This is a genomic window from Tenacibaculum sp. Mcav3-52, assembly GCF_022347665.1.
Lineage (GTDB): Bacteria > Bacteroidota > Bacteroidia > Flavobacteriales > Flavobacteriaceae > Polaribacter > Polaribacter mesophilus.
Genome location: NZ_JAKRGE010000002.1, coordinates 145336 through 166125, shown reverse-complemented (window position 1 = coordinate 166125; position 20790 = coordinate 145336). Strand labels below are relative to the sequence as shown.

19 protein-coding genes are annotated in these 20790 nt (G+C 30.8%); 7 read left to right on the top strand and 12 right to left on the bottom strand.

What is annotated here, in order from left to right:
• Positions 1 to 17: 17 nt before the first annotated feature.
• Both MHM83_RS06810 and MHM83_RS06805 read left to right on the top strand, forming a co-directional pair.
• A complete protein-coding gene (locus MHM83_RS06810; RefSeq protein WP_159615700.1) occupies positions 18 to 1103 on the top strand; it encodes an amidohydrolase family protein in 1086 nt (361 codons plus the stop codon).
• On the top strand, positions 1104 to 2207 hold the full coding sequence (locus tag MHM83_RS06805) for a hypothetical protein (RefSeq protein ID WP_047789334.1): 1104 nt from the start codon (positions 1104 to 1106) through the stop codon (positions 2205 to 2207). It abuts the gene before it with no gap.
• Here MHM83_RS06805 and MHM83_RS06800 read toward each other — a convergent pair.
• From MHM83_RS06800 to MHM83_RS06785, 4 genes are all read right to left on the bottom strand, one after another.
• A complete protein-coding gene (locus MHM83_RS06800; protein ID WP_239178940.1) occupies positions 2202 to 3599 on the bottom strand; it encodes a TolC family protein in 1398 nt (465 codons plus the stop codon). The genes MHM83_RS06805 and MHM83_RS06800 overlap by 6 nt on opposite strands.
• 66 nt (positions 3600 to 3665) lie before the next feature.
• Entirely contained in the window at positions 3666 to 5027 is a 1362-nt protein-coding gene (locus MHM83_RS06795; RefSeq protein WP_047789332.1) for an HlyD family secretion protein, read from the bottom strand.
• A 6-nt stretch (positions 5028 to 5033) separates the two neighbouring features.
• Positions 5034 to 6704 carry a peptidase domain-containing ABC transporter gene (locus MHM83_RS06790; protein WP_239178939.1) on the bottom strand — a complete coding sequence of 557 codons (1671 nt, stop codon included), beginning with the start codon at positions 6702 to 6704 and terminating at the stop codon, positions 5034 to 5036.
• A complete protein-coding gene (locus MHM83_RS06785; protein ID WP_047789330.1) occupies positions 6688 to 7374 on the bottom strand; it encodes a TetR/AcrR family transcriptional regulator in 687 nt (228 codons plus the stop codon). Before MHM83_RS06785 ends, MHM83_RS06790 begins: the two co-directional genes overlap by 17 nt.
• A gap of 187 nt (positions 7375 to 7561) precedes the next feature.
• Between MHM83_RS06785 and MHM83_RS06780 the strand changes: the two genes are divergently transcribed.
• Entirely contained in the window at positions 7562 to 9100 is a 1539-nt protein-coding gene (locus tag MHM83_RS06780) for a peptide MFS transporter (protein WP_239178938.1), read from the top strand.
• Positions 9101 to 9157: 57 nt separating this feature from the next.
• Here the strand turns inward: MHM83_RS06780 and MHM83_RS06775 are convergent, their stop codons facing one another.
• Genes MHM83_RS06775 through rsfS form a run of 6 tightly spaced genes read right to left on the bottom strand, consistent with a single transcriptional unit; the run spans position 9158 to position 13799 of the window.
• Positions 9158 to 9790 carry a YceI family protein gene (locus MHM83_RS06775; protein ID WP_047789328.1) on the bottom strand — a complete coding sequence of 211 codons (633 nt, stop codon included), beginning with the start codon at positions 9788 to 9790 and terminating at the stop codon, positions 9158 to 9160.
• A gap of 5 nt (positions 9791 to 9795) precedes the next feature.
• Positions 9796 to 10053, bottom strand: a complete 258-nt coding sequence (locus MHM83_RS06770) for an acyl-CoA-binding protein (protein WP_047789327.1) — start codon at positions 10051 to 10053, stop codon at positions 9796 to 9798.
• Between the two features lie 26 nt (positions 10054 to 10079).
• On the bottom strand, positions 10080 to 10874 hold the full coding sequence (locus MHM83_RS06765; protein WP_047789326.1) for a phosphatidate cytidylyltransferase: 795 nt from the start codon (positions 10872 to 10874) through the stop codon (positions 10080 to 10082).
• Between the two features lie 3 nt (positions 10875 to 10877).
• Complete coding sequence (locus tag MHM83_RS06760; protein ID WP_047789325.1) at positions 10878 to 11468, bottom strand: hypothetical protein; 591 nt, start codon at positions 11466 to 11468, stop codon at positions 10878 to 10880.
• A gap of 11 nt (positions 11469 to 11479) precedes the next feature.
• Positions 11480 to 13405 carry an ATP-dependent zinc metalloprotease FtsH gene (gene ftsH, locus MHM83_RS06755; RefSeq protein ID WP_047789324.1) on the bottom strand — a complete coding sequence of 642 codons (1926 nt, stop codon included), beginning with the start codon at positions 13403 to 13405 and terminating at the stop codon, positions 11480 to 11482.
• A gap of 25 nt (positions 13406 to 13430) precedes the next feature.
• On the bottom strand, positions 13431 to 13799 hold the full coding sequence (gene rsfS, locus MHM83_RS06750; protein WP_047789323.1) for a ribosome silencing factor: 369 nt from the start codon (positions 13797 to 13799) through the stop codon (positions 13431 to 13433).
• Between the two features lie 86 nt (positions 13800 to 13885).
• Here rsfS and MHM83_RS06745 point away from each other — a divergent pair, with 86 nt between their 5' ends.
• Positions 13886 to 14623: a biotin--[acetyl-CoA-carboxylase] ligase gene (locus MHM83_RS06745; protein WP_239178937.1), complete on the top strand. Its 738-nt coding sequence runs from the start codon at positions 13886 to 13888 to the stop codon at positions 14621 to 14623.
• Here MHM83_RS06745 and MHM83_RS06740 read toward each other — a convergent pair.
• Together MHM83_RS06740 and pyrE are read right to left on the bottom strand one after the other, a co-directional pair.
• Positions 14618 to 15007, bottom strand: coding sequence for an orotate phosphoribosyltransferase (locus MHM83_RS06740; protein ID WP_047789390.1), 390 nt, complete (start codon positions 15005 to 15007; stop codon positions 14618 to 14620). The genes MHM83_RS06745 and MHM83_RS06740 overlap by 6 nt on opposite strands.
• 10 nt (positions 15008 to 15017) lie before the next feature.
• A complete protein-coding gene (gene pyrE, locus MHM83_RS06735) occupies positions 15018 to 15668 on the bottom strand; it encodes an orotate phosphoribosyltransferase (RefSeq protein WP_047789321.1) in 651 nt (216 codons plus the stop codon).
• Positions 15669 to 15675: 7 nt separating this feature from the next.
• Between pyrE and MHM83_RS06730 the strand changes: the two genes are divergently transcribed.
• The 3 genes from MHM83_RS06730 (at position 15676) to MHM83_RS06720 (ending at position 20753) form a co-directional block, all read left to right on the top strand.
• Complete coding sequence (locus tag MHM83_RS06730; RefSeq protein ID WP_047789389.1) at positions 15676 to 16281, top strand: NUDIX hydrolase; 606 nt, start codon at positions 15676 to 15678, stop codon at positions 16279 to 16281.
• A gap of 135 nt (positions 16282 to 16416) precedes the next feature.
• Positions 16417 to 18324 (top strand): molecular chaperone DnaK, encoded by a 1908-nt coding sequence (gene dnaK / locus MHM83_RS06725; RefSeq protein ID WP_047789320.1) that lies wholly within the window; start codon positions 16417 to 16419, stop codon positions 18322 to 18324.
• Positions 18325 to 18590: 266 nt separating this feature from the next.
• The gene (locus tag MHM83_RS06720) at positions 18591 to 20753 is read left to right on the top strand and encodes a choice-of-anchor D domain-containing protein (protein ID WP_239178936.1); all 2163 of its coding nucleotides are present in this window, start codon (positions 18591 to 18593) and stop codon (positions 20751 to 20753) included.
• Positions 20754 to 20790 lie beyond the last annotated feature (37 nt).

Sequence of the window (20790 nt, the reverse complement as noted above, 5' to 3'; positions counted from 1 at the left end):
TGCAATAGAAAAACAACATGACAAAACGTAAACTAAGAATAAACGGACATTCACACTTGTTGCCTTACCCAGAGCAAATTCCACAGTTTATGAAAGACAAAGGAATTTTTTGGGTAGATAAGGATAGAAAATTCATGCTACAAAAAGATTGGAGTCGACCAGTAACAGATTCTAGTTTCTTTTTAGATGAAAAACTAGCATGGATGGAACATTTTAAAATTGATCATGCAGTCGTTTTGAACCTATCTCAATTATATGGTAATGGACTTCGTTTAGAAGAAATGAAGCAAGCGTTACGTTTTCAAAACGATTTTAATGCACGTGTTCAACATGATAATCCGGGGAAGTTTACTTGTGGTTTTGTGGTGCATCCGGGGTTTGTTCGTGGAGCTTTGTGGGAAATAGAGCGGTGTGTTGAGGTGTTAGGGATGCGTTTGTTGTGTTTGCCAACACACTATATGGACACTATTGGTACATGGCGTTGTATTTTTGACGAGGAAAATGAACCTATTTTTGAATTAGCAGATAAGTATAATTTAGCAGTTGAAATTCATCCGTATGACGGGGAGAAATTCATCAAACTACAAAATACAAGTTGGCGCTTTCACTTAATTTGGATGTTGGCACAATGCGCAGATGCCTATCACTTTTTAACGTTAAATGGATATTATGAAAAATATCCTAATATGCGAGTTTGTTTTGCGCATGGAGGTCAGTTAGCACAAATGAATTTAGGGCGTCGTATTCAAGGATTTGATGGAAGACCTGATTTGTTTGAAGGAAAACAACACCCTCGTAAAGCTGTAGGACATAAAAACATCTTCTTTGATACATTGGTTCATGATACTGGTTCTTTGGATTTGTTGATTAAAAATCAAGGATCTAAACAAGTATTAATAGGGCTGGATGATCCATATCCACTAGGAGAGATGGAGAGTGAAATTCAATCATCATATCCAGGGAAAATTTTAGATTTAGCTATTGATAGAAAGATTATTAATGAGCAAGAGAAAGACGAAATGTGGGAGGATAATGTATTACAGTGGTTGTTTGGAGATGATAAAAAAGCGAAAAAAGATTTAGTATCTAAAATTTTACAATAAATGGCTGAAGTAACACAGTTTCATAACCTATTACATACGTGTATTTCTTTTATTGGAGCTGTGTTATTATTAGCAATCTACTATAATATTACAAAGCGATTTAAAGAAGTTTTAGAAGAAGGAAATTCAATTAAAAGAGTTGATAAAGGCTTGTTGTATTTCAGCTTTGGTATGTTGGTTTGGGTGGTTTCTGGTATTTGGGCACTTTCTGCAAGCTATTTCACTTTTGAAAAAACAACAATTCATCAAGTAGGAATAAACATTCTGTCTACAATAAATAACTTATTTTGGTTAATGGCATTATATTATGTGCACGATGCCCCCCAATTTATTTATAGAAATGAAAAGAATGTAAAAATTATAGCGATTATAATTGTTATTGTGGCTTCCATAACTTTATCTTTTTCTTTTTTATATGGTAATGATTTTTATTATGGAATAAAAATAGCAGCACTTCCAGATGTTTTACTAACAACTTTTTTATGTTTTTTAATGGGAGTTTCTTTTTACAAGACTTTTATGCATCGAGACTTAAAGTTGGTAGCTTTTATATCAGTTATAGTAATCTTTTTGTTGTTCGTTTCCCAATTGTCGGACATTTTTATTGGTTTTGATAATGAATTTGCAAATCAATTAATTAGGGTTGTAGCAAAAACATCGTTAGTATCGGTTTTTTTAGTATTGGCGACAAGTTGGGTAATACAATTGGCTCATACACCAAAACCTAATGAAATGAAAATTCAGTTTTTAGACTGGTCACTGATAAAGCTTACCATTCCATCTAAAGGAATAGTCAATGCTAAAGTAGATTTTGGCTCAAAAACAACACAGTATAAAAACCTACTAACATTTGCTTATAGAAGAAAGTTTTTAGAGGCGGAAAAACAATCAATTATAGTTAATTCAGGAGGTGATATAAAAAGTCAAACCTATGTTACACGAATTATAGATAATATAAATTCAATTTTAAACCTAGAAGAAGAAAAATTAGATCGCAAAGATCTAATTACGTTTGTAGGTGAAAGTAAATACCGCCTACGAATTCTTCCTGAACATATAATTATTGATGAAGCATTGTTAGAAGAGTACAAACAACAATTATAAATTATTTAGCTCTCCTAATAGTTTTATGAGTTTTCCTTTAGTTTTAGCGTATTCGTACTGGTTTTTAATTTCTTTCAATTTACTTTCTATTAATTTTACTTCTCTATAGTTAATTAAAAAAATAGAGCTTTCTCCTAAAGAAAATTTACGTTCTTCACTCTTTACAATTGTATGGTAGTCTTTCACAAGGTTTTTTAAAATATCATTTTGCTTTTTGTATGATGTAATTTCTTGCTTGGTAGCCGTTATTTTGTTTTGTAAAGAGACTTTAGTTGATGCAATTTCAAAGTCGATATCTTGTAGTTTTAGCTTAGCAAGTTTTAAATCTCCTCTAGATTTACGTAAGAATAGAGGAATGCTAACTTGAAGAGAATTTTTATAATTAGCGGTGCTAAAAGCATCAAAATTATCCACTTTTGAAGCAAGGAAGTTATACTGAAAATCTACTTTAGGTAATAGGTTGTTTACTTTTAGTTGCTTATTTATTTCTAGGTTTCTTTTCTTTAACTCTAGTAACTTTAACTTAGGATGGTTTTCAAACTCATTATCAAATAAGGTGGTTATAGAAGTATTTAGAATAATATCAATATTAGAAAAAGTGCTACTATCAGGAATTATTTCCTCTTTTATTTCCATAGGAATATTATTGCCTATCCATAAATAATTAGAAAGCTCTAACTTAGATTTAATGTATTTAATATTTGCTTTTTCTAGGTCTAACTTTCTGTTTTTTAAATTGATGTTAGCTTCTAAAGTATCAATAGCTGGTTTATCACCTGCTGTAAAACTTTTTTTTATGTTCTTTAGTCTGATATCAGCATTGGCATAATAATCTTTATAAATATTATAACTTTGGTAGTACTGTAACCAGTTTAAATAGGTGTTGATGGCTTCAAATAAAATATCGTTAACGAGTAACTGTTGTTCTAGTTTACCTTGCTGTGTGTAGAGTTTAGCTTGTTTTAAAGTAGCCATTCTTTTATTAATGAATAAGTTTTTTGCTAAAGAAACCGATACACCAACATTATATAGTCCTTTTTCTGGAGTATTATGTTCAGGGTTTAAATATTGACCAGAATTATTCTCATAACTACCTTTTAGCTCTATTCCATACCAAGTCGGAATTTTAAAGGTTGAGTTTAACTTTTTGTAATAGTCTTTACCTTTAAACTCTTTTCTATTGTAATCTACTTCTATTTTAGGGTCAAAACCACCTCTAGCTTTTAATAATTTAGCCTCATTGGTACTTGTAATAAGTTCCGCTTGTTTAATAACGGGATGGTGTTTCTTTACATAACCTAAATACTCTTCTAAACTAAGTTGAGTACTTAAATTATCTTGTGCTGTAGCTATAAAGCTTAGTAACAAAAAAAGGATGTATAGCCTTTTCATTTAGTTGTCTTTTTAATTATTAGTTAGAGTGATGTTTTAACTTGCTTTAATCTACTAAGAAGTTTATTATTCCTCTTTTTTAGCTTTTTTATCACCTCCTTTGTTATCTGGTTGATAAAAGTTGGGAGGAAAGCTATTAATTTGTCTCCATAACTCAAACCAAATAGGTACATTTTCTAATAAAGCAATAGTTTTTGCACCTGAACCTACTCTAATGGCTTTCGGCCAAGGTTCTTCTTTTTCATTAGGAACAATTAGAACACGGTATTTTCCATTGCTACTAATAAAGTTTTCAATAGCTACAATTTTAGCACCATAAGTTCCGTATGATACATTAGGCCAGCCACTAAAAACCATTGCGGGCCAACCATCAAACTCAACACGCACCTCTTCACCAATATGAATTAGAGGTAAATCTATAGGTTGTATATACATTTCAACAGCTAAATCGTAATTTGCAGGCATAATGTTTACTAATTTTTCACCTTCTTTAAAAGTTTCACCAATACCAGATTTTATAGCTTTATTAATGTAACCGTCTTGTGGAGCAGTAATGAATAATAAAGAGCTTCGCTTGTTGTAATTAGCTAAGCTAGTTTCAAGTTTTGAAACTTGAACATCAGCTTCATAAGCACCAGATTGTGCACTATACAAGCTGCTTTCTGTTTTAGATAATTTATCAGCATAAGAAGCTTGTGTACTACTAATAGCTAATTGTGCATTAATAATATTGTTTTTAGAAGTAAAGAATTTGTTTTCTTGAGAAATTAATTTAGCGGATAACTCTTGAAGTTTTGCTCTTTTTTCTTCAACATCCTTTACAGCTTTTAAACCTTCTTTTTCTAAGGTAACAGTTCTATCAAATTGAGTTTGAGCTATTTTTTGCTTAATTTTAATAGCTTCAAAATCAATACTATCACTTTTAGCTTTTAAGTAGGCTTGTTTTAATTTGTTTTTTGCTTGCTCTAGTTTTAATTTACGTTCTCTTTTAATAGCTATAATCTGATTTTGCAAGGCACTAATCTTATTGTTATATGCTTTAGCAGAAAGTGTTTTAGAGTTTAACTGTTTACCAGTTCTTTCGGCAAGCTTAGTATCAAAATAACCACTTTTTATCTCAGAAATTCTTAAAATAGTATCTCCTTTTTTAACAAAATCACCTTCTTGTACAAACCATTCTTCTATACGCCCAGGTATTTGAGATTGTAATGTTTGTGGTCTTTGGTTAGGTTTTAACGTAGTAACAAGCCCTTCGCTAGATACATTTTGTGTCCAGGGTAGAAATAAAATAATTATTAAAATTACAGAAAAAACTAATAAAAAGCTTTTAAATAACTTATGATACTCTTTGTTAAAAATTTCTTTTCCAGATTTGAATTTCGTAATATCTATTTGGTCCGAAACTGTATTTTTTGATATGTTTAACATGATTACTTACGATTTAAAGTTAGTAATACTGCCTTTTTCAAGGGTAATTTGTTTATTACATTTTTCTTTCCAATGTTCATTACGGCTAACGATAATTAAGCTCCATGGTTGAGAAACATTAGTAATAAAATCGATAATTTTCTTAGCTTCATTTTTTTCAAATTGGTCTAGAGGGTCTTCTAAAATAAGTAGTTTAGGTCTTTTAATAATAGCCCTTGAAAGGATGATTTTTTTTGCTACAGTATAGGCAATAAGTTTTCCTTCAGGTTTTAAATAAGTATCTAAACCTTTAGGTTGCTGCTTTAAAAATTCTGTTAATCCCACAACTTTAAAGATGCTATATATTTCTTCATCAGTTATTGAAGAGTCACCAAAAGTTATATTTTCTCTAATAGTTCCTTTAAAAGGAGTTTCTTCAGAAAGAGACAAGCCTAAGTTAGATCTGTAATTATTAATAAAAATGCCCTTTAAAGATAAATCATTTACAAATATATTACCAGAAGTAGGCTCTATTAAACCAGAGATAAGTTGAATTAAACTAGATTTTCCTGAGTTGCTACTTCCTTGAATTAAAATTCTATCTTGTGGATTAATTTCAAATGAAATTTTATTTATGACAGGTTTTTGTCTATTATTTACAATGTAGGAAACATCTTGAAGTTCAATTTTAAAAGGCTTATCTTTATTAATGTTACTGCCTTTTTGTGGCTCTATAGGTTTGTCAATAACTTCCCCAAGCTTTTCTATAGATGTAAGTACATCATAAAAAGATTCGAGTCCAAGTATTAGTTTCTCTACAGAGTTCATAATTAAAATTATAATAATTTCTGCAGCAACAAATTGACCAATATTCATTTGTTGAGTAAGAACCAAAAAACCACCTATAAGAAGTAACCCAGCAGTAATAATAACTTTAAAACTAATCATTTGAATATATTGCATAACAAGCACTTTAAAATGACTTTCTCTAGATTTTAAATAATTATCTACTAAAATATCGCTTTTTTCAAGGGCTAACCTTGTCTTTCCTGATAATTTGAAACTTATTATAGTTCTAGCTATTTCTTGTAACCAATGAGCAACTTTATACTTGTTTTTAGATTCTTTTAAACTAGTATCTAAACCTTTTTGTGCTGTGTATTTAAATACAACATAAATTAGTAGTATAACTAAAAATCCAAAAACAATAAAAAATGGATGATAAAAAGATAATAGTAATAAAGCAAAAACAATTTGTAATATGGCTGATGGAGCATCAATCAATATTTTAGAAATACCTTTTTGAATGGTTAGCGTATCAAAAAAACGATTGGCAAGTTCAGGTGGATAGTAGTTTCTTAATTCTATCATTTTAATTTTAGGAAAACGATAACTAAGTTCTATGGATGCTCTTGTAAAAATTCTTTGTTGTATGGTTTCAATAATTCTAAATTGCATTAGTTTTAATATTCCACTAAAAACAACGCCAGAAGTAACTAAGATGACTAAAACAATCCAGGAAGCTGATACTTGTGCTGCTTGTAACAAGTTTATAATGGCTTGTACTCCCAAGGGTAATGATAGTGCAACAATTCCTTCAAAAATGGCATAATATGCTATTTGTAAGGTGTCTTTTTTTTCTAGATTTATTAATCCTAGAAATCGCTGCCATGGAGTTAGTTTATTTTTCTCTTTCATTAGAAAGTACGTTTAAAGTTAGTTCAATAAAAAAGGAAGTGGTAGTTGTACTTTTATCACAATTAGTTAGTGATTTAAAATGAGATTTTACAAATTGCTGATGTAATATACCTTCAATTATAGTACTTGCAAGTGTTAATGGATGTTTATAATTATTGTTATAATTACTAATTATTTCAGCAAAACGTTTTACTACTTCTTTGTACAATTTAAAAAAACCTTCTTTATTTTCTGTATCTACTTCTTTAGTAGAGTATGATTTTGAGTTCTCGTTAATTACAATTAAGTTAAGTAATGCCTCATTAATATGTGAAAAATTATTGTCTTTCTCAGCTTTTCTAGCTAGAACTTCTATGGCTTTAATTAATTTCTCTTTTGGGTTACTAATACTGTAAGTTTCGATTACCAATAAATATTGAATCCACCCCCAATACCAAGAAGTTAAGTAAACTAAGAGTTTATGTTTACTTTCAAAGTAACGATAAATAGAACTTTCGTTAGAGCCTATTAGCTTTCCTAGTTTTTTAAAATTAAAATTCTCAAAACCAATTTCTTCAATAAGTATAATACTGTTTTCTATTATTCTTTTACCCAAATCAGAGGTTTCAGGGTCTTTGATGTATATTCCTGAAGGGATCTCTATTTTTAAATTTGATAGTAAATTTTTCATAAATAAAAATTAATAGCGCAAATATAATAGTAAAACTATTAAATAAGCGTTTGTAGATCTTAATAAGATGTTAATTTTTTGGTTACAAAAACTTACAAAAGCTTATTTTTTACTACAATTAACTACATACCTTTAGGTTTTAGATGTCGAAAAATATATTCGTATAAACTTAAAATTTATGGAATATATGAATTCAAGAACTGATGTTTTAGGGCATCCAAGGGGACTTTTATACTTATTTTTTGCTGAATTATGGGAACGCTTTTCTTTTTATGGAATGCGAGCTTTATTGGTGTTGTATATGACAAAACATTTACTTTTTTCTGATGAAATGTCTTTTGGTGTGTATGCAGCATATATGTCGTTAGTGTATGTGACTCCTATGATAGGAGGTATGCTTGCTGATAAAATATTAGGATTTAGAAAAGCAATTGTTTTAGGAGGTGTGTTAATGGCGTTAGGACATTTCTTTTTGACATTTGAACATCCAATATTTTTTTATGGTTCGTTATCTTTAATTATTGTTGGAAACGGTTTTTTTAAACCCAATATATCTTCGTTTGTTGGAAAGTTATATGCTGATGGAGATAATAGGAGAGATGCAGGATTTACCATATTTTATATGGGAATTAATATTGGAGGAGCGGTAGCTCCATTATTATGTGCTTGGTTAGCTGAATTATATGGTTGGCATTATGGGTTTGTTTTGGCTGGAATAGGAATGTTGTTAGGCTTGTTAGTTTTTAAAGGTGGACTTGAGAAAAATGTTTTTGAAGATAAAGGCTTAGTACCAAATCAAGAATTATTTGATGAGAAACAATTTGGAGTAAAAAAAGGAAACTTAATAACAATTGGAGCACTTTTGTCTGTTCCTGTATTTGCATTGATAGTTTATTACCATGAGTTTGAGCATTACTTAGTTTGGATTGTTTCGTTATTTCTGATATTGTTTTTAATTAAGATTTTACGAACTGTAACTTCAAAAGAACGTAAAAAACTTTCTGTAGCTATATTTTTTACCGTTTTGTATACATTGTTTGCAGCAATTTTTGAACAAGCAGGTAGTTCACTGACTTTATTTGCAGATAGAAATGTCAACTTAGTAGGAATAAATGCAGCTCAAACAAATAGTATTAATTCTACTTTTATAATTCTAATGGCAGTCCCATTTTCAATGCTTTGGGGGTATTTGCATAAAATACATAAGAATCCAAACTCTGTTGTGAAATTTGGATTAGGATTATTGTTTTTAGGGGTAGGTTTTATAACTTTTAGCTTGTCAGGTTATCAAGTTGATGAATTAGCTAAAACTCCAATGATGTATTTGATTTTAGGGTACTTTATACTAACAACAGGAGAACTGTTTTTATCTCCTATTGGATTATCTAAAATGACAGAGTTATCTCCAGTAAAGTACATTGCTTTTATAATGGGCGTATGGTTTTCAGCAAACTTTTATGGTCATTTTTTTGCAGGTAAAATAGCCAATTTAACAACAGTTGTTAACGGTAGTTTAGGAGTATTTTCTAAGGGCTTTTTTGGAAAAGTAACTGAATTATTAACCGGTTTATCATCCACAACCGTTATGAGGCAACCTGAGGTTTTTCACCAATTGTACTCATATGTTTCTGTGTATGCCAACCTAGGAGTAATATCAGTAATAATAGGTTTATTAGTCATTGCTTTTTATAAGCCTGTAAAAAAATGGATGTTTGAAGTACATTAAAACTAAAAAAGCCTCAGAAATTACTCTGAGGCTTTCAAATATATGTTTAATCGGTTTTTATTTAAAAACAGATGTAATATTTAAAGCAACTTCATCCCAAGTTTTAGAAACACCATCAGCACCTTTATGTAAGTCTTTACATGCAGTATTTAAAGACTCTAATGCTTTATTAGCTTGCCAGTCTGTAATTTTCATAGTTGCATTTAAACTAAACTTTTTTCCGTTTAATGTGTAGTTAAAAGGAAGTTTTTTACTAACACCATTCATGGTAATATTAGCATAACCAATAGAGTCATTTTCTAGAACTAATTTTCCAGAAAGTAATTCAGTTTTATCCATTACTCCAAAGAAAAACTTTTTAATTTTAAAGTCTCTACTAGTGTCTTTTGTGAAAATACTACTTACAGGAATAGAGAATTCAGCATTATTTATAGCGTCTTTAGCTGTGTTAGCTTCACCACCAGCGGTAATGTTTACTTTTTTAAATTCTCCATTCACTGGTATTTTCTCAGTAGTTTTGTAAGCTGTCCAGTTTATAACATTGTCAGCATCTTGTAATACGAATGCAGCCTTGTTTTCTACTTTAATTTCCTTATTTGTAGTTTTTGTTTCTTTTTTTGCTTCAGATTTACAAGATGTCATTTGAAAAGCTGTAAAACAAATAACTAAAGAATAAACGATTTTTTTCATGAGGTTTATTTTATAATTGAGTTTACTAGTTTAATGTATTCTTTTTTTGCTTCTGACTCACTCATACCTCTAAGCTGCATCCAAGCATTAAATTTAAAGGCATTTCGTAAGTCACTATTATCATTAAATGTAAACCTGTCTCCTTTTACAGCTTGTTTATAGTAAGCATATAAACGTAGCATAACATCAGGAGGAAGCTTTTCCTCTAGTTTAGATGCTTTTTGATAAGCTTCTTTAAACTTTAAATCTAAATCATCTTTCATAATTGAGGTTTGTGCCTATAGATAGTTTACATTATGTAATGAATGTACAAATATACGAAGGGAGCAAGGAAAAACAAGCTGTCTAGCCTATCTAATAAGCCTCCATGACCTGGCATAATTGTACCACTATCTTTCACGTTAGCTTGTCTTTTAAACTTAGATTCTACTAAATCCCCTAAAGAACCAAAAATAGCAACTATGATAGCAATAACTATCCAGTTTAAGATAGAAAAAATTCCAGAGTATTGACCAATAGCAAAACCTGCAATTATTGAAAATAATAAACCGCCTATAAACCCTTCAATTGTTTTTTTAGGAGATACTTTTTCAAATAATTTTCGTTTTCCAAAATTTTTCCCCACTAAAAAGGCAAAACTATCATTAGTCCAAATAATAAATATTATATAAATAACTATGTTTGGATGATAAGAACCATTAATGAAAGGAAGGTTCATTAAGAAGTAAAATGGTAATACTAAATATATAACTTGTAAAAAAAGTTTTTTAGCTAAAGTATCTGTTTTAATTAGTTTGGAGCTAATAAGTAAATAAATCAAAGCAGTAGATCCAACTATAGTAATGCCAAATAAAAAATCAGTGTACTTAAAAGTTGTATTCTTAAAAGTTAAATAAACAACACTAGCTAAAAGTATATATGGAATTATATTTTTTGTTTGTATAATTTTAGAAAGTTCCCAAATACAAACAGTAGCAAACAAAGCAAGTAATCCTATGTATGTTTCTGCAGAAAAAAGAATAGCAGAAATAAATAGAATAGCATAAACAAGTGCGGAAAGACTTCTTACAAAAAGGTTAGACATATTTTAAAGGTCTTCAAAGAGCAGCAAATATAAATCTTTTGTGTTATTATTACCATAACTCAAAAAATTATCATCCTCAACTTCAAATTTATAATTCTTAACAGAACTAATATTTGTTGGAATATTACCGCTAAAATGTGTTTTAATACCTGTTAATCCTTCTCCAGTGTTTTTTACAAGCTGGCTCGTAGTTGCATAAACTATAAAATGTTTAGAAAGAGAAGCTATTTTATGACTGCCTAATTGATTGGATGAAAATAAAATTTCTCCTTTATCGGCAATTAAATGTTCACAAGAAGTAAAAAAAGGCACAGATTCTGAGGAATGGTTTTGTACAGAAATATCAATTTTTTCAGTAATCTTTAATAAATCAAAATCGGTACAAGTAATTTTGCGCCAATTGTTTTCTTGTAAGATGTTCTTTAAATTATTACTTACTTCGTTTATTGATGTACAGTATAAAAATTTTCCTCCTTTATTAATAAAATGATGAACAAAAGAATCATCTAAAGACAAATAAACTTCTTGTTCGTTGGCTTTTTTTTCTTTAGATGATTCTTGATATATTTTAAATATTTTTTTGAAAAAATTCATTAAAATAAAAACTATTCTTCTGTTGTAATTTGAGGTTTTTCTTCTTTTCCAAAAGGTCTGTCTCCAAATATTTTTACTAAATCGTCTTTAAATATAACTTCTTTTTCAAGTAATAAATCAGCTAATTCAGTTAATTTATCTCTGTTTTGATCTAGTATGTCAACAGCTCTTTTGTATTGATTCTCTATTATTTCAGAGATTTCTTCATCAATTTTTTGTGCAGTTGCTTCACTGTATGGTTTTACAAATGAATCATTACCTGAAGAATCATAGTAAGTAACGTTTCCTACTTTATCATTTAAGCCATAAACAGTAACCATAGCTCGAGCTTGTTTAGTAACCTTTTCTAAATCACTTAACGCTCCAGTTGAGATTTTATTAAAAATTAGTTTTTCAGCTGCTCTACCTCCCATAGTAGCACACATCTCATCAAGCATTTGTTCTGTTTGAACAATTTTTCTCTCTTCAGGAAGGTACCAAGCAGCTCCTAACGATTGACCACGAGGAACAATAGTTACTTTTACTAAAGGGGCAGCATGTTCTAACATCCAACTAACAGTTGCGTGACCAGCTTCATGAAAAGCAATTACTTTCTTTTCTTTAGGAGTAATAACCTTATTTTTCTTTTCTAATCCACCTACGATTCTATCAACAGCATCTAAAAAGTCTTGATGTTCAATAGCTTCTTTACCTTTTCTAGCAGCAATTAAAGCGGCTTCATTACACAAGTTAGCGATATCTGCACCTGAGAATCCAGGTGTTTGTTGTGCTAAAAATTCTAAATCGGCATTAGCAGCTAATTTCAAAGGTTTAATGTGAACCTCAAAAATTTCTCTACGTTCGTGTAAGTCTGGTAAGTCAACATAAATTTGACGATCAAAACGACCAGCACGCATCAAAGCTTTGTCTAATACATCAGCGCGGTTGGTAGCAGCTAATACAATTACATTAGTATCAGTACCAAAACCATCCATTTCAGTTAATAATTGGTTTAAGGTATTCTCACGTTCGTCATTACCACCAGTCATACTGTTCTTTCCTCTAGCACGTCCAATAGCATCAATTTCATCAATAAAAATGATAGAAGGAGATTTTTGTTGTGCTTGTTTAAATAAGTCACGTACACGTGAGGCACCAACACCAACAAACATTTCAACAAAATCTGAACCAGATAGAGAGAAAAAGGGTACACCAGCTTCACCTGCTACTGCTTTTGCTAATAAGGTTTTACCAGTTCCTGGAGGACCTACTAATAAAGCTCCTTTAGGAATTTTACCTCCTAATTTGGTGTATTTTTCAGGGCTCTTTAAGAAGTCTACAATTTCTTGAACTTCTTCTTTAGCACCTTCTAAGCCAGCTACATTTTTAAAGGTAGTTTTAACTTTAGTGTTTTCATCAAAAAGTTTAGCTTTAGATTTACCAATGTTAAAAATTTGCCCTCCAGCACCACCGCCTCCAGCAGCACCAGACATTCTTCTCATAAAGAAAAGCCAAATAACAATCAATAAAATAAAAGGAAGGAAGCTAATAATGGTATCCATCATGCTAGTCCTTTCAACATTAACTTTATCGAAATCAAGATTTTTATCCTCTTTTTCTTTGTTAATTTCATTTTCAAAATTTTGTAAATCACCAAAGTTGTAAGTGTAAAGAGGAGATCCTTTTCTGTAAAATGGAGAATCTGCTAGTTTTTTATGCTCTTCTTTTTTCTCAGCTTCAGGCTTTAAAAATATTTGAGCAACATTATTGTTTTCTACAACGATTTCTTTAATATCGTTTGCTTGAAGAATTTTAGTAAACTCGTTTTTTGTAATATTACGAGAACCTAAATTACCAGAATTAAAAAAGCTTAATCCTAGTAGGATAACTATTATTGGTATGTATAGCCAAAATGAATTAAAACTAAATTTTGGCGCATTTTTTTTATTATCACTCATAAAAAGGTGTATAAAATGTTAGCAATTATGCTGGGTTGATTTCTGTAATTTTTGCATCTCCCCAAAGGCTTTCAATATCGTAAAATTCACGAACTTGTTTTTGAAAGATGTGTACAACAACATTTACGTAATCCATAAGAACCCATTCAGAGTTTCCTTGCCCTTCAATGTGCCAAGGTTTATCTTTTAGTTCTTTACTTACTATTTTTTGTACAGAGCCGGAAATGGCATTAACTTGTGTGTTCGAATTAGCAGAACAAACTACAAAATAATCACAAACAGTGTTTTCTATCTCTCTTAGATCTAGTAATTGGATATCTTCTCCTTTTACATCATCAATCCCTTTAATAATCACAGCTAAAAGATCGTCTGTGTTTGTTTGTTTTATTGTCATTAAAAAAAATTAAGTTTTAGCAAAGTTATTATTTTTTTGCGAGTAATTTATGTAATATTGATACTTGTTTTACACGCTAAATTCATATGAAAATAATCAAACTTAATGCCATCGACTCTACCAACAGTTTTTTAAAGAATATGGTGTCAAAAGTGGTAGTTGATGATTTTACGGTGGTAGTCGCAAAAACACAAACTAAAGGTAGAGGTCAAATCAATTCTGAATGGGTTGTTGAAGAGGGGAAAAACCTTACTTTTAGTGTGTTTTCAAGGTTTGTAGGGTTAAATATTCGAGAGCACAAGTACTTAAATTTTAGTGTTTCATTAAGTGTTTTTCAAGCTTTAAAAGCATTAGGAATACCAAACTTGTCGGTAAAATGGCCAAACGACATTCTGTCAGGAAATAAAAAAATAGTGGGTATATTAATTGAAAATACTCTTAAAGGGAATGATTTAGTGTCTTCTGTAATTGGTATAGGGGTCAATGTAAATCAAGCATCATTTCCCGAAAATTTACCAAATGCGTCTTCTATAAAAATGATTCTAGGAAAAGAGTTTGATTTAGAAATGTTGCTAGAAAGCATTTTAATGAAGCTAAAAGATTATTTTAATCTCTTAGAAAAAAAAGAATATGACTTACTAGAAAAGGCTTACTTAAAAGTATTGTATAAAAAAAATGTTCCAACAATGTTTAAAAATAGTCAGAACACTTTATTTATGGGGAAAATTATTGGAGTTTCAAAAAGTGGAAACCTCCAAATAGAATTAGAAAACGAAACGATTCAAGAATTTGGTTTGAAAGAAGTTTCGTTTGCCACTTTATAGCTTTTCTAAATTTTCAGTTAGCGTACCAATAAACTTTGTTAATGGTGCTTTAACCATCATAGCCATCATAGCATTAAATTCGCCATTAAACTTTAAAGTAACTTTACTTTCACTATCGTTAATTTCATTAATATCAGCAGCTAATGTAAAAGGTAGTTTACTGCTTGCAGCACCTAAAGTAACATTAGAATATTCTGTTTTTTCTTTCATGATTAAGCGAATTTCTGGCATACCTTTTAAACCAAAAATAAAGCTGTCACCATCAACCTCGAATTTTTGAGTGTTTTCAGGCATTAGTTGTTCAAAGTTTTCTAATTTAGTTAGAAACTCAAATAAATCTTTAGATGATTTTTTTACAGTAACTGTATTTCCTTCTATATTCATTGTTGTGCTGTTATTTATTGTTTTGATTCCATTCACTAGGGGCAATTCTCCAATCTTCTAATGTTCGAAGTTCTTCACTAGTAATATATTTACTATCTAAGGCTTGTTCTAGTAAATGTTCATAATTACTCAAAGTAGTAAGTTCTACTTTATCATTTTTAAAATTCTCAGTGGCAATATTAAATCCGTAAGAAAAAATAGCTATCATTCCTTTTACATTGGTATGTGCTTCTTTAAGTGCTTTTACAGCATTTAAACTACTTTTTCCTGTACTAATTAAATCCTCAATCACTACAACGTTTTGACCACTTTCTATATGTCCTTCAATTTGATTTTGTCTACCATGTTTTTTAGGTTCTGGTCTAACGTACACAAAAGGTACTCCAAGTTCTTGAGCAACTAATATACCAATAGCAATAGCACCAGTAGCAACTCCTGCAATAACATCGGGTTTACCATGTTTTTCTTCTACCAGTTTAGCAATTTCTTGTTTTAAAAAGTTTCTAACAGGAGGGTATGATAACGTGATTCTATTATCACAGTAAATAGGTGATTTCCAGCCAGAAGCCCATGTGAAAGGTTCTTGGGGACTTAATTTTATAGCCTTAATTTGCAAAAGAAGCTCGGCAGTTTTTTTTGCTGTATCTTTGTTAAAATCCATAGCGCAAATGTATAAAGTTTTTGTTAATGATAAACCAATAATCTTTACAACTTCATTTAAAAATGAAGAAGATTTTCCAGTTTATATTTACAAAAATACAATTATTCAAGAACTTATTTATAAGTTAAAAGTAGGTAAGTTAAACGGTTTTTATATCTACTCTAATAATTTAATTGAAGATTGGAAAGATTTTAAGGTTAAATTTAAAGTAATAATTGCTGCTGGAGGTATGGTTTTAAACGGAAGTAAAAAAGTATTGTTTATTTACAGAGGAAATAAATGGGATTTACCCAAAGGACGTGTTGAGGAAGGAGAGAACTTAATGGAAGCAGCAATAAGAGAAGTGGAAGAAGAATGTGGTATTGAAAAACTAATTATTAATAAAGAACTCCTTATTACATACCATTTGTTTATACAACAAAATGAATATCGATTAAAAGAAACACACTGGTATTTAATGTTTTCTAATTATGAAGGAAGTTTAACCCCTCAATTAGAAGAAGGTATTACAAAAGCAGAGTTTAAAAATAAAAAAGAAACAATTGAAGCATTACAGAATACATTTGCTAATATAGTAATGGTCTATGAATCTTATCTAGATAACATCGATTAATGACACTCTGTCATAAAAAATGATTGGATTTGTGTCTTTTTCTGTCAAAATACAAATAAAAAACCAATGGCATACACTTTGACTAATACTACTCGTAAAATTGAATTTAAAACTTAAAAAAGATAAATAAAGATTATGAGTAAAATTATAGGTATAGATTTAGGTACTACGAACTCATGTGTGTCTGTGATGGAAGGTAATGAGCCTGTAGTAATTCCAAATGCAGAAGGAAAAAGAACAACCCCTTCTATAGTTGCATTTGTAGAAGGAGGTGAACGTAAAGTAGGAGATCCTGCAAAGCGTCAAGCAGTAACAAACCCAACTAAAACAGTTTATTCTATTAAACGTTTTATGGGGAATAAATATTCTGAGTCTCAAAGAGAAGCAGAAAGAGTTCCTTATGAGGTAGCAAAAGGTGATAACGATACACCAAGAGTTAAAATTGATGATCGTATGTATACACCTCAGGAAATTTCTGCAATGATATTACAGAAAATGAAGAAAACTGCTGAAGACTACTTAGGTCAAGGAGTTTCTGAAGCTGTAATTACTGTGCCAGCATATTTTAACGATGCTCAACGTCAGGCAACTAAAGAAGCAGGAGAGATTGCAGGACTAAAGGTTCGTCGTATTATTAACGAGCCTACAGCTGCAGCTTTAGCTTATGGATTAGATAAAGCAAATGATGATAAGAAAATTGTAGTATTTGACTTTGGTGGAGGTACACATGATGTTTCTATCTTAGAATTAGGAGATGGAGTATTTGAAGTATTAGCTACTGATGGAGATACGCACCTAGGAGGTGATGATGTAGATGAAAAAATCATTAACTGGTTAGCAGATGAGTTTAATGCTGAAGAAAATATGGATTTACGTAAAGATCCTATGGCATTACAACGTTTAAAAGAAGCTGCTGAAAAAGCGAAGATAGAATTATCAAGCACAACTTCTACAGAAATTAACTTACCATATATCACTGCTACAGCTAGTGGACCAAAGCACTTGGTAAGAACGTTAAGTAGAGCTAAGTTTGAGCAATTAATTGACGATTTAGTAAAAAGAACTATCGAGCCTTGTCAAACAGCGTTAAAAAATGCTGATTTATCAACTTCTGATATCGATGAGATTATCTTAGTAGGAGGTTCAACTCGTATTCCTGCAATTCAAGAAGCAGTTGAGAAGTTCTTCGGAAAAGCGCCAAGTAAAGGAGTAAATCCAGACGAAGTTGTATCGTTAGGAGCAGCAATTCAAGGAGGAGTGTTAACTGGTGATGTAAAAGACGTATTATTATTAGATGTAACACCATTATCATTAGGAATTGAAACAATGGGTAATGTATTTACAAAGTTAATCGATGCAAATACAACCATTCCAACTAAAAAGTCGCAAGTATTCTCTACAGCAGTAGATAACCAACCATCGGTAGATATTCACGTATTACAAGGTGAAAGAGCGATGGCAGCAGACAATAAAACAATTGGTCGTTTCCAATTAACAGATATTCCACCAGCACCAAGAGGAGTTCCTCAAATTGAAGTAACTTTTGATATTGATGCAAACGGAATCATCAACGTATCTGCAGCGGATAAAGCAACAGGTAAATCTCAAAACATCCGTATCGAAGCTTCTTCTGGATTAACAGATGAAGAAATTCAAAAGATGAAAGCAGATGCAGAAGCAAATGCAGATGCAGATGCAAAGGCTAAAGAAACTGCAGATAAAATTAACGGAGCAGATTCTATGATTTTCCAAACTGAAAAGCAATTAAAAGAGTTTGGTGATAAATTATCAGCAGATAAGAAAGAACCAATCGAGGCTGCTTTAGAAGAGTTAAAGAAAGCACACGAATCTAAAGACCTTGCTGCTATCGATGCTGCAATGGAAAAGATTAACGAAGCTTGGAAAGTTGCTTCTGAAGAGATGTATAAAGCACAACAAGATGCACAAGCAAATGGAGCTGGTGCGCAAGGAAGTGCAGATGCAGGAGCTTCAGCTGAAGGAGGAGATAATGTAGAAGATGTAGATTTTGAAGAAGTAAAATAAATTTGATTGTATTATCCTAAAAAGCATTACAAGCTTTATTAGGACTGTAGATGTAAAAAAGCTCGTCATTTGACGGGCTTTTTTGTTTTTAAATAGGTATTAGGTGTTTTAGAAAAAAAAAAAAGTGTTTTAGAAAAAGATAAAATCACTTCAGCAGTTTTTTCACTGTAAGAGGTGTCCTGTGTGTAATTTTACTTCCAATATAAGGGAGAAGTGCTTTATAACTATAAGGAAGCACAAAAAATAAATCAGAAAAATAAACACACATGAGAAAAAAAATTAACATGTATGCAAGTGCTATTCTTTTTGTACTTGTAAGTATCACAAGTTGTGATAAGGATGAAGAAATTATTCCAGCAGAGTTTTCTATTACTGATATAGAAAAGGATTTTGGAGCAGTAGAAGTAGAACAAACTATTAACTATTCGTTTAAAGTAACAAATGAGGGAGGTTCAGATTTAGAAATAGATGAATTTGTATTAAAAGGAACAAATGCTGCTGATTTTTCAACTAGTGCAGTACCAAAAGTAATTAAAAAGGAAGAATCGTATACTTTTGAAATTACCTTTGCTCCTTTAACAGAAGGAGAAAAAAAGGCTATCTTAGAAATTACGACTAATATTGGGAAAAAAGAAGTAAAAGTAACAGGAATTGCAAAACCAAAACCATTACCAGGTGTTGATTTAAGTGAAACGGCTTTGGTTTTTGGAAACGTAGAGATTAATCAAACAAAAGACGCTACGTTTACTATAACTAATAGTGGAGATGCAGACTTAGAAATTACAGGCTTTGAAATAAAAGGGACCAATGCTGCTAACTTTTCAACTTCAGCAACAACAGAAACTTTAGCTGCAGGAGAAACTAAAACCATTACGGTAGTATTTGAGCCAACCAATGTAGGAGAAAAAACAGCAAGTTTAGAGGTGACAACTAATGCAGGTGTTAAAGCCATTGCCTTAAGCGGTAAAGCTACAGCAACACCTATGTCAGTTATAGAGTTTAGTGAATCACCTATAAGTTTTGGGAATGTTGAAGTAGGTGAAGACTTATCTAAAAATATTATAGTTTCTAATACAGGAAATACAGATTTAGAGATTACTAATGTGAATATTATAGGAGGTAGTTCATCATCATCTTTTACAGTAATAGGAGGAACAAGTTCATTAATAAGAACTATTGCTCCAGGTGATACATATACTTTTGAAGTTAAGTTCACGCCAAGTTCACAAGGATTTGCTTCAGCATCTATTAGATTTTTTAATAACTCTAGTGAAAATGAAGTGTTTTTACCAATGAATGGAACAGGAACAGCGCCAGCACAACCTGCAATTGCTTTTAGTGAAACAGGATTGAACTTTGGTGATGTTACTGTAGGGAACTCTGGAAATGATTTAACTTTTGCTATTCAGAATAATGGTCAAGGAAATTTAGAGGTAAGTAATATTAGAATGAGCGGAGCCAATGCTAATAACTTTACTTTGGTAAATGTATCTGCACCACAAACGATTGCTCCTAATAGCTTTTATGAGGTAACAGCACGTTTTACACCACAATCTGAAGGACAAAAGCAGGCAATGATAGTTGTAGAAAGTAATGATCCTACAAAACCGAGTTATGCTATTATTATTAGTGGAAAGGGGTTGCAAGCTGCTACAGGTAATATTGTAAACATACCAGATGCCAACTTTAAGTCAGCATTGGTAGGGGATTCATCGATAAATACAAATGGAGATGGTGAAATTCAGGTTTCAGAAGCACAAGCTTACACAGGTGTCATTCGTGTAGATGGTCTTAGTATTTCAGATGTTACTGGTTTAGAGATTTTTGAAAATATTTCACAATTTCATGCAATGAATAACTCTTTAACAAGTATAGATTTAAGCCAAAACACAGCAATAACACATTTATCGTTAAAAAACAATAACTTAACTTCATTAGATCTTTCAGCTAATACAGCTTTACAAACAATATTAATTCAGCAAAATAGTATTAGTACAATAGATTTAACAAATCATTCTAGCTTAGTGAATTTTCAATGTGGAGGTAACAATATTTCTACGTTAGTGTTACCTACTATTGCAAACGGTTTAAGAACTTTATATTTAGAACAGAATCAAATTAGTACGTTAGATGTTTCTATGTATCCAGATTTAAGAACACTTGTTGCTTATAATAACAACTTATCAAGCATGGATATTTCTAATAATTCAAGAGTAATTTCATTGCATTTAAGAAATAATAATTTAACAAGTTTAAACGTAGCAAATGGTAATAATGTAAATTTCATTTATATGATTGCAGATGGAAATGATAACTTAACATGTATTCAACATGATGCTGGTTTTGATCCTTTGAATCCACCAAATACACAAGCAAACCAATGGGTTAAGCCATCTGGAGCTTCTTGGAATACAGTCGCATGTCAATAAAAAACATTCCCTTTAAATAGTAATTCAAGAAAGAAAG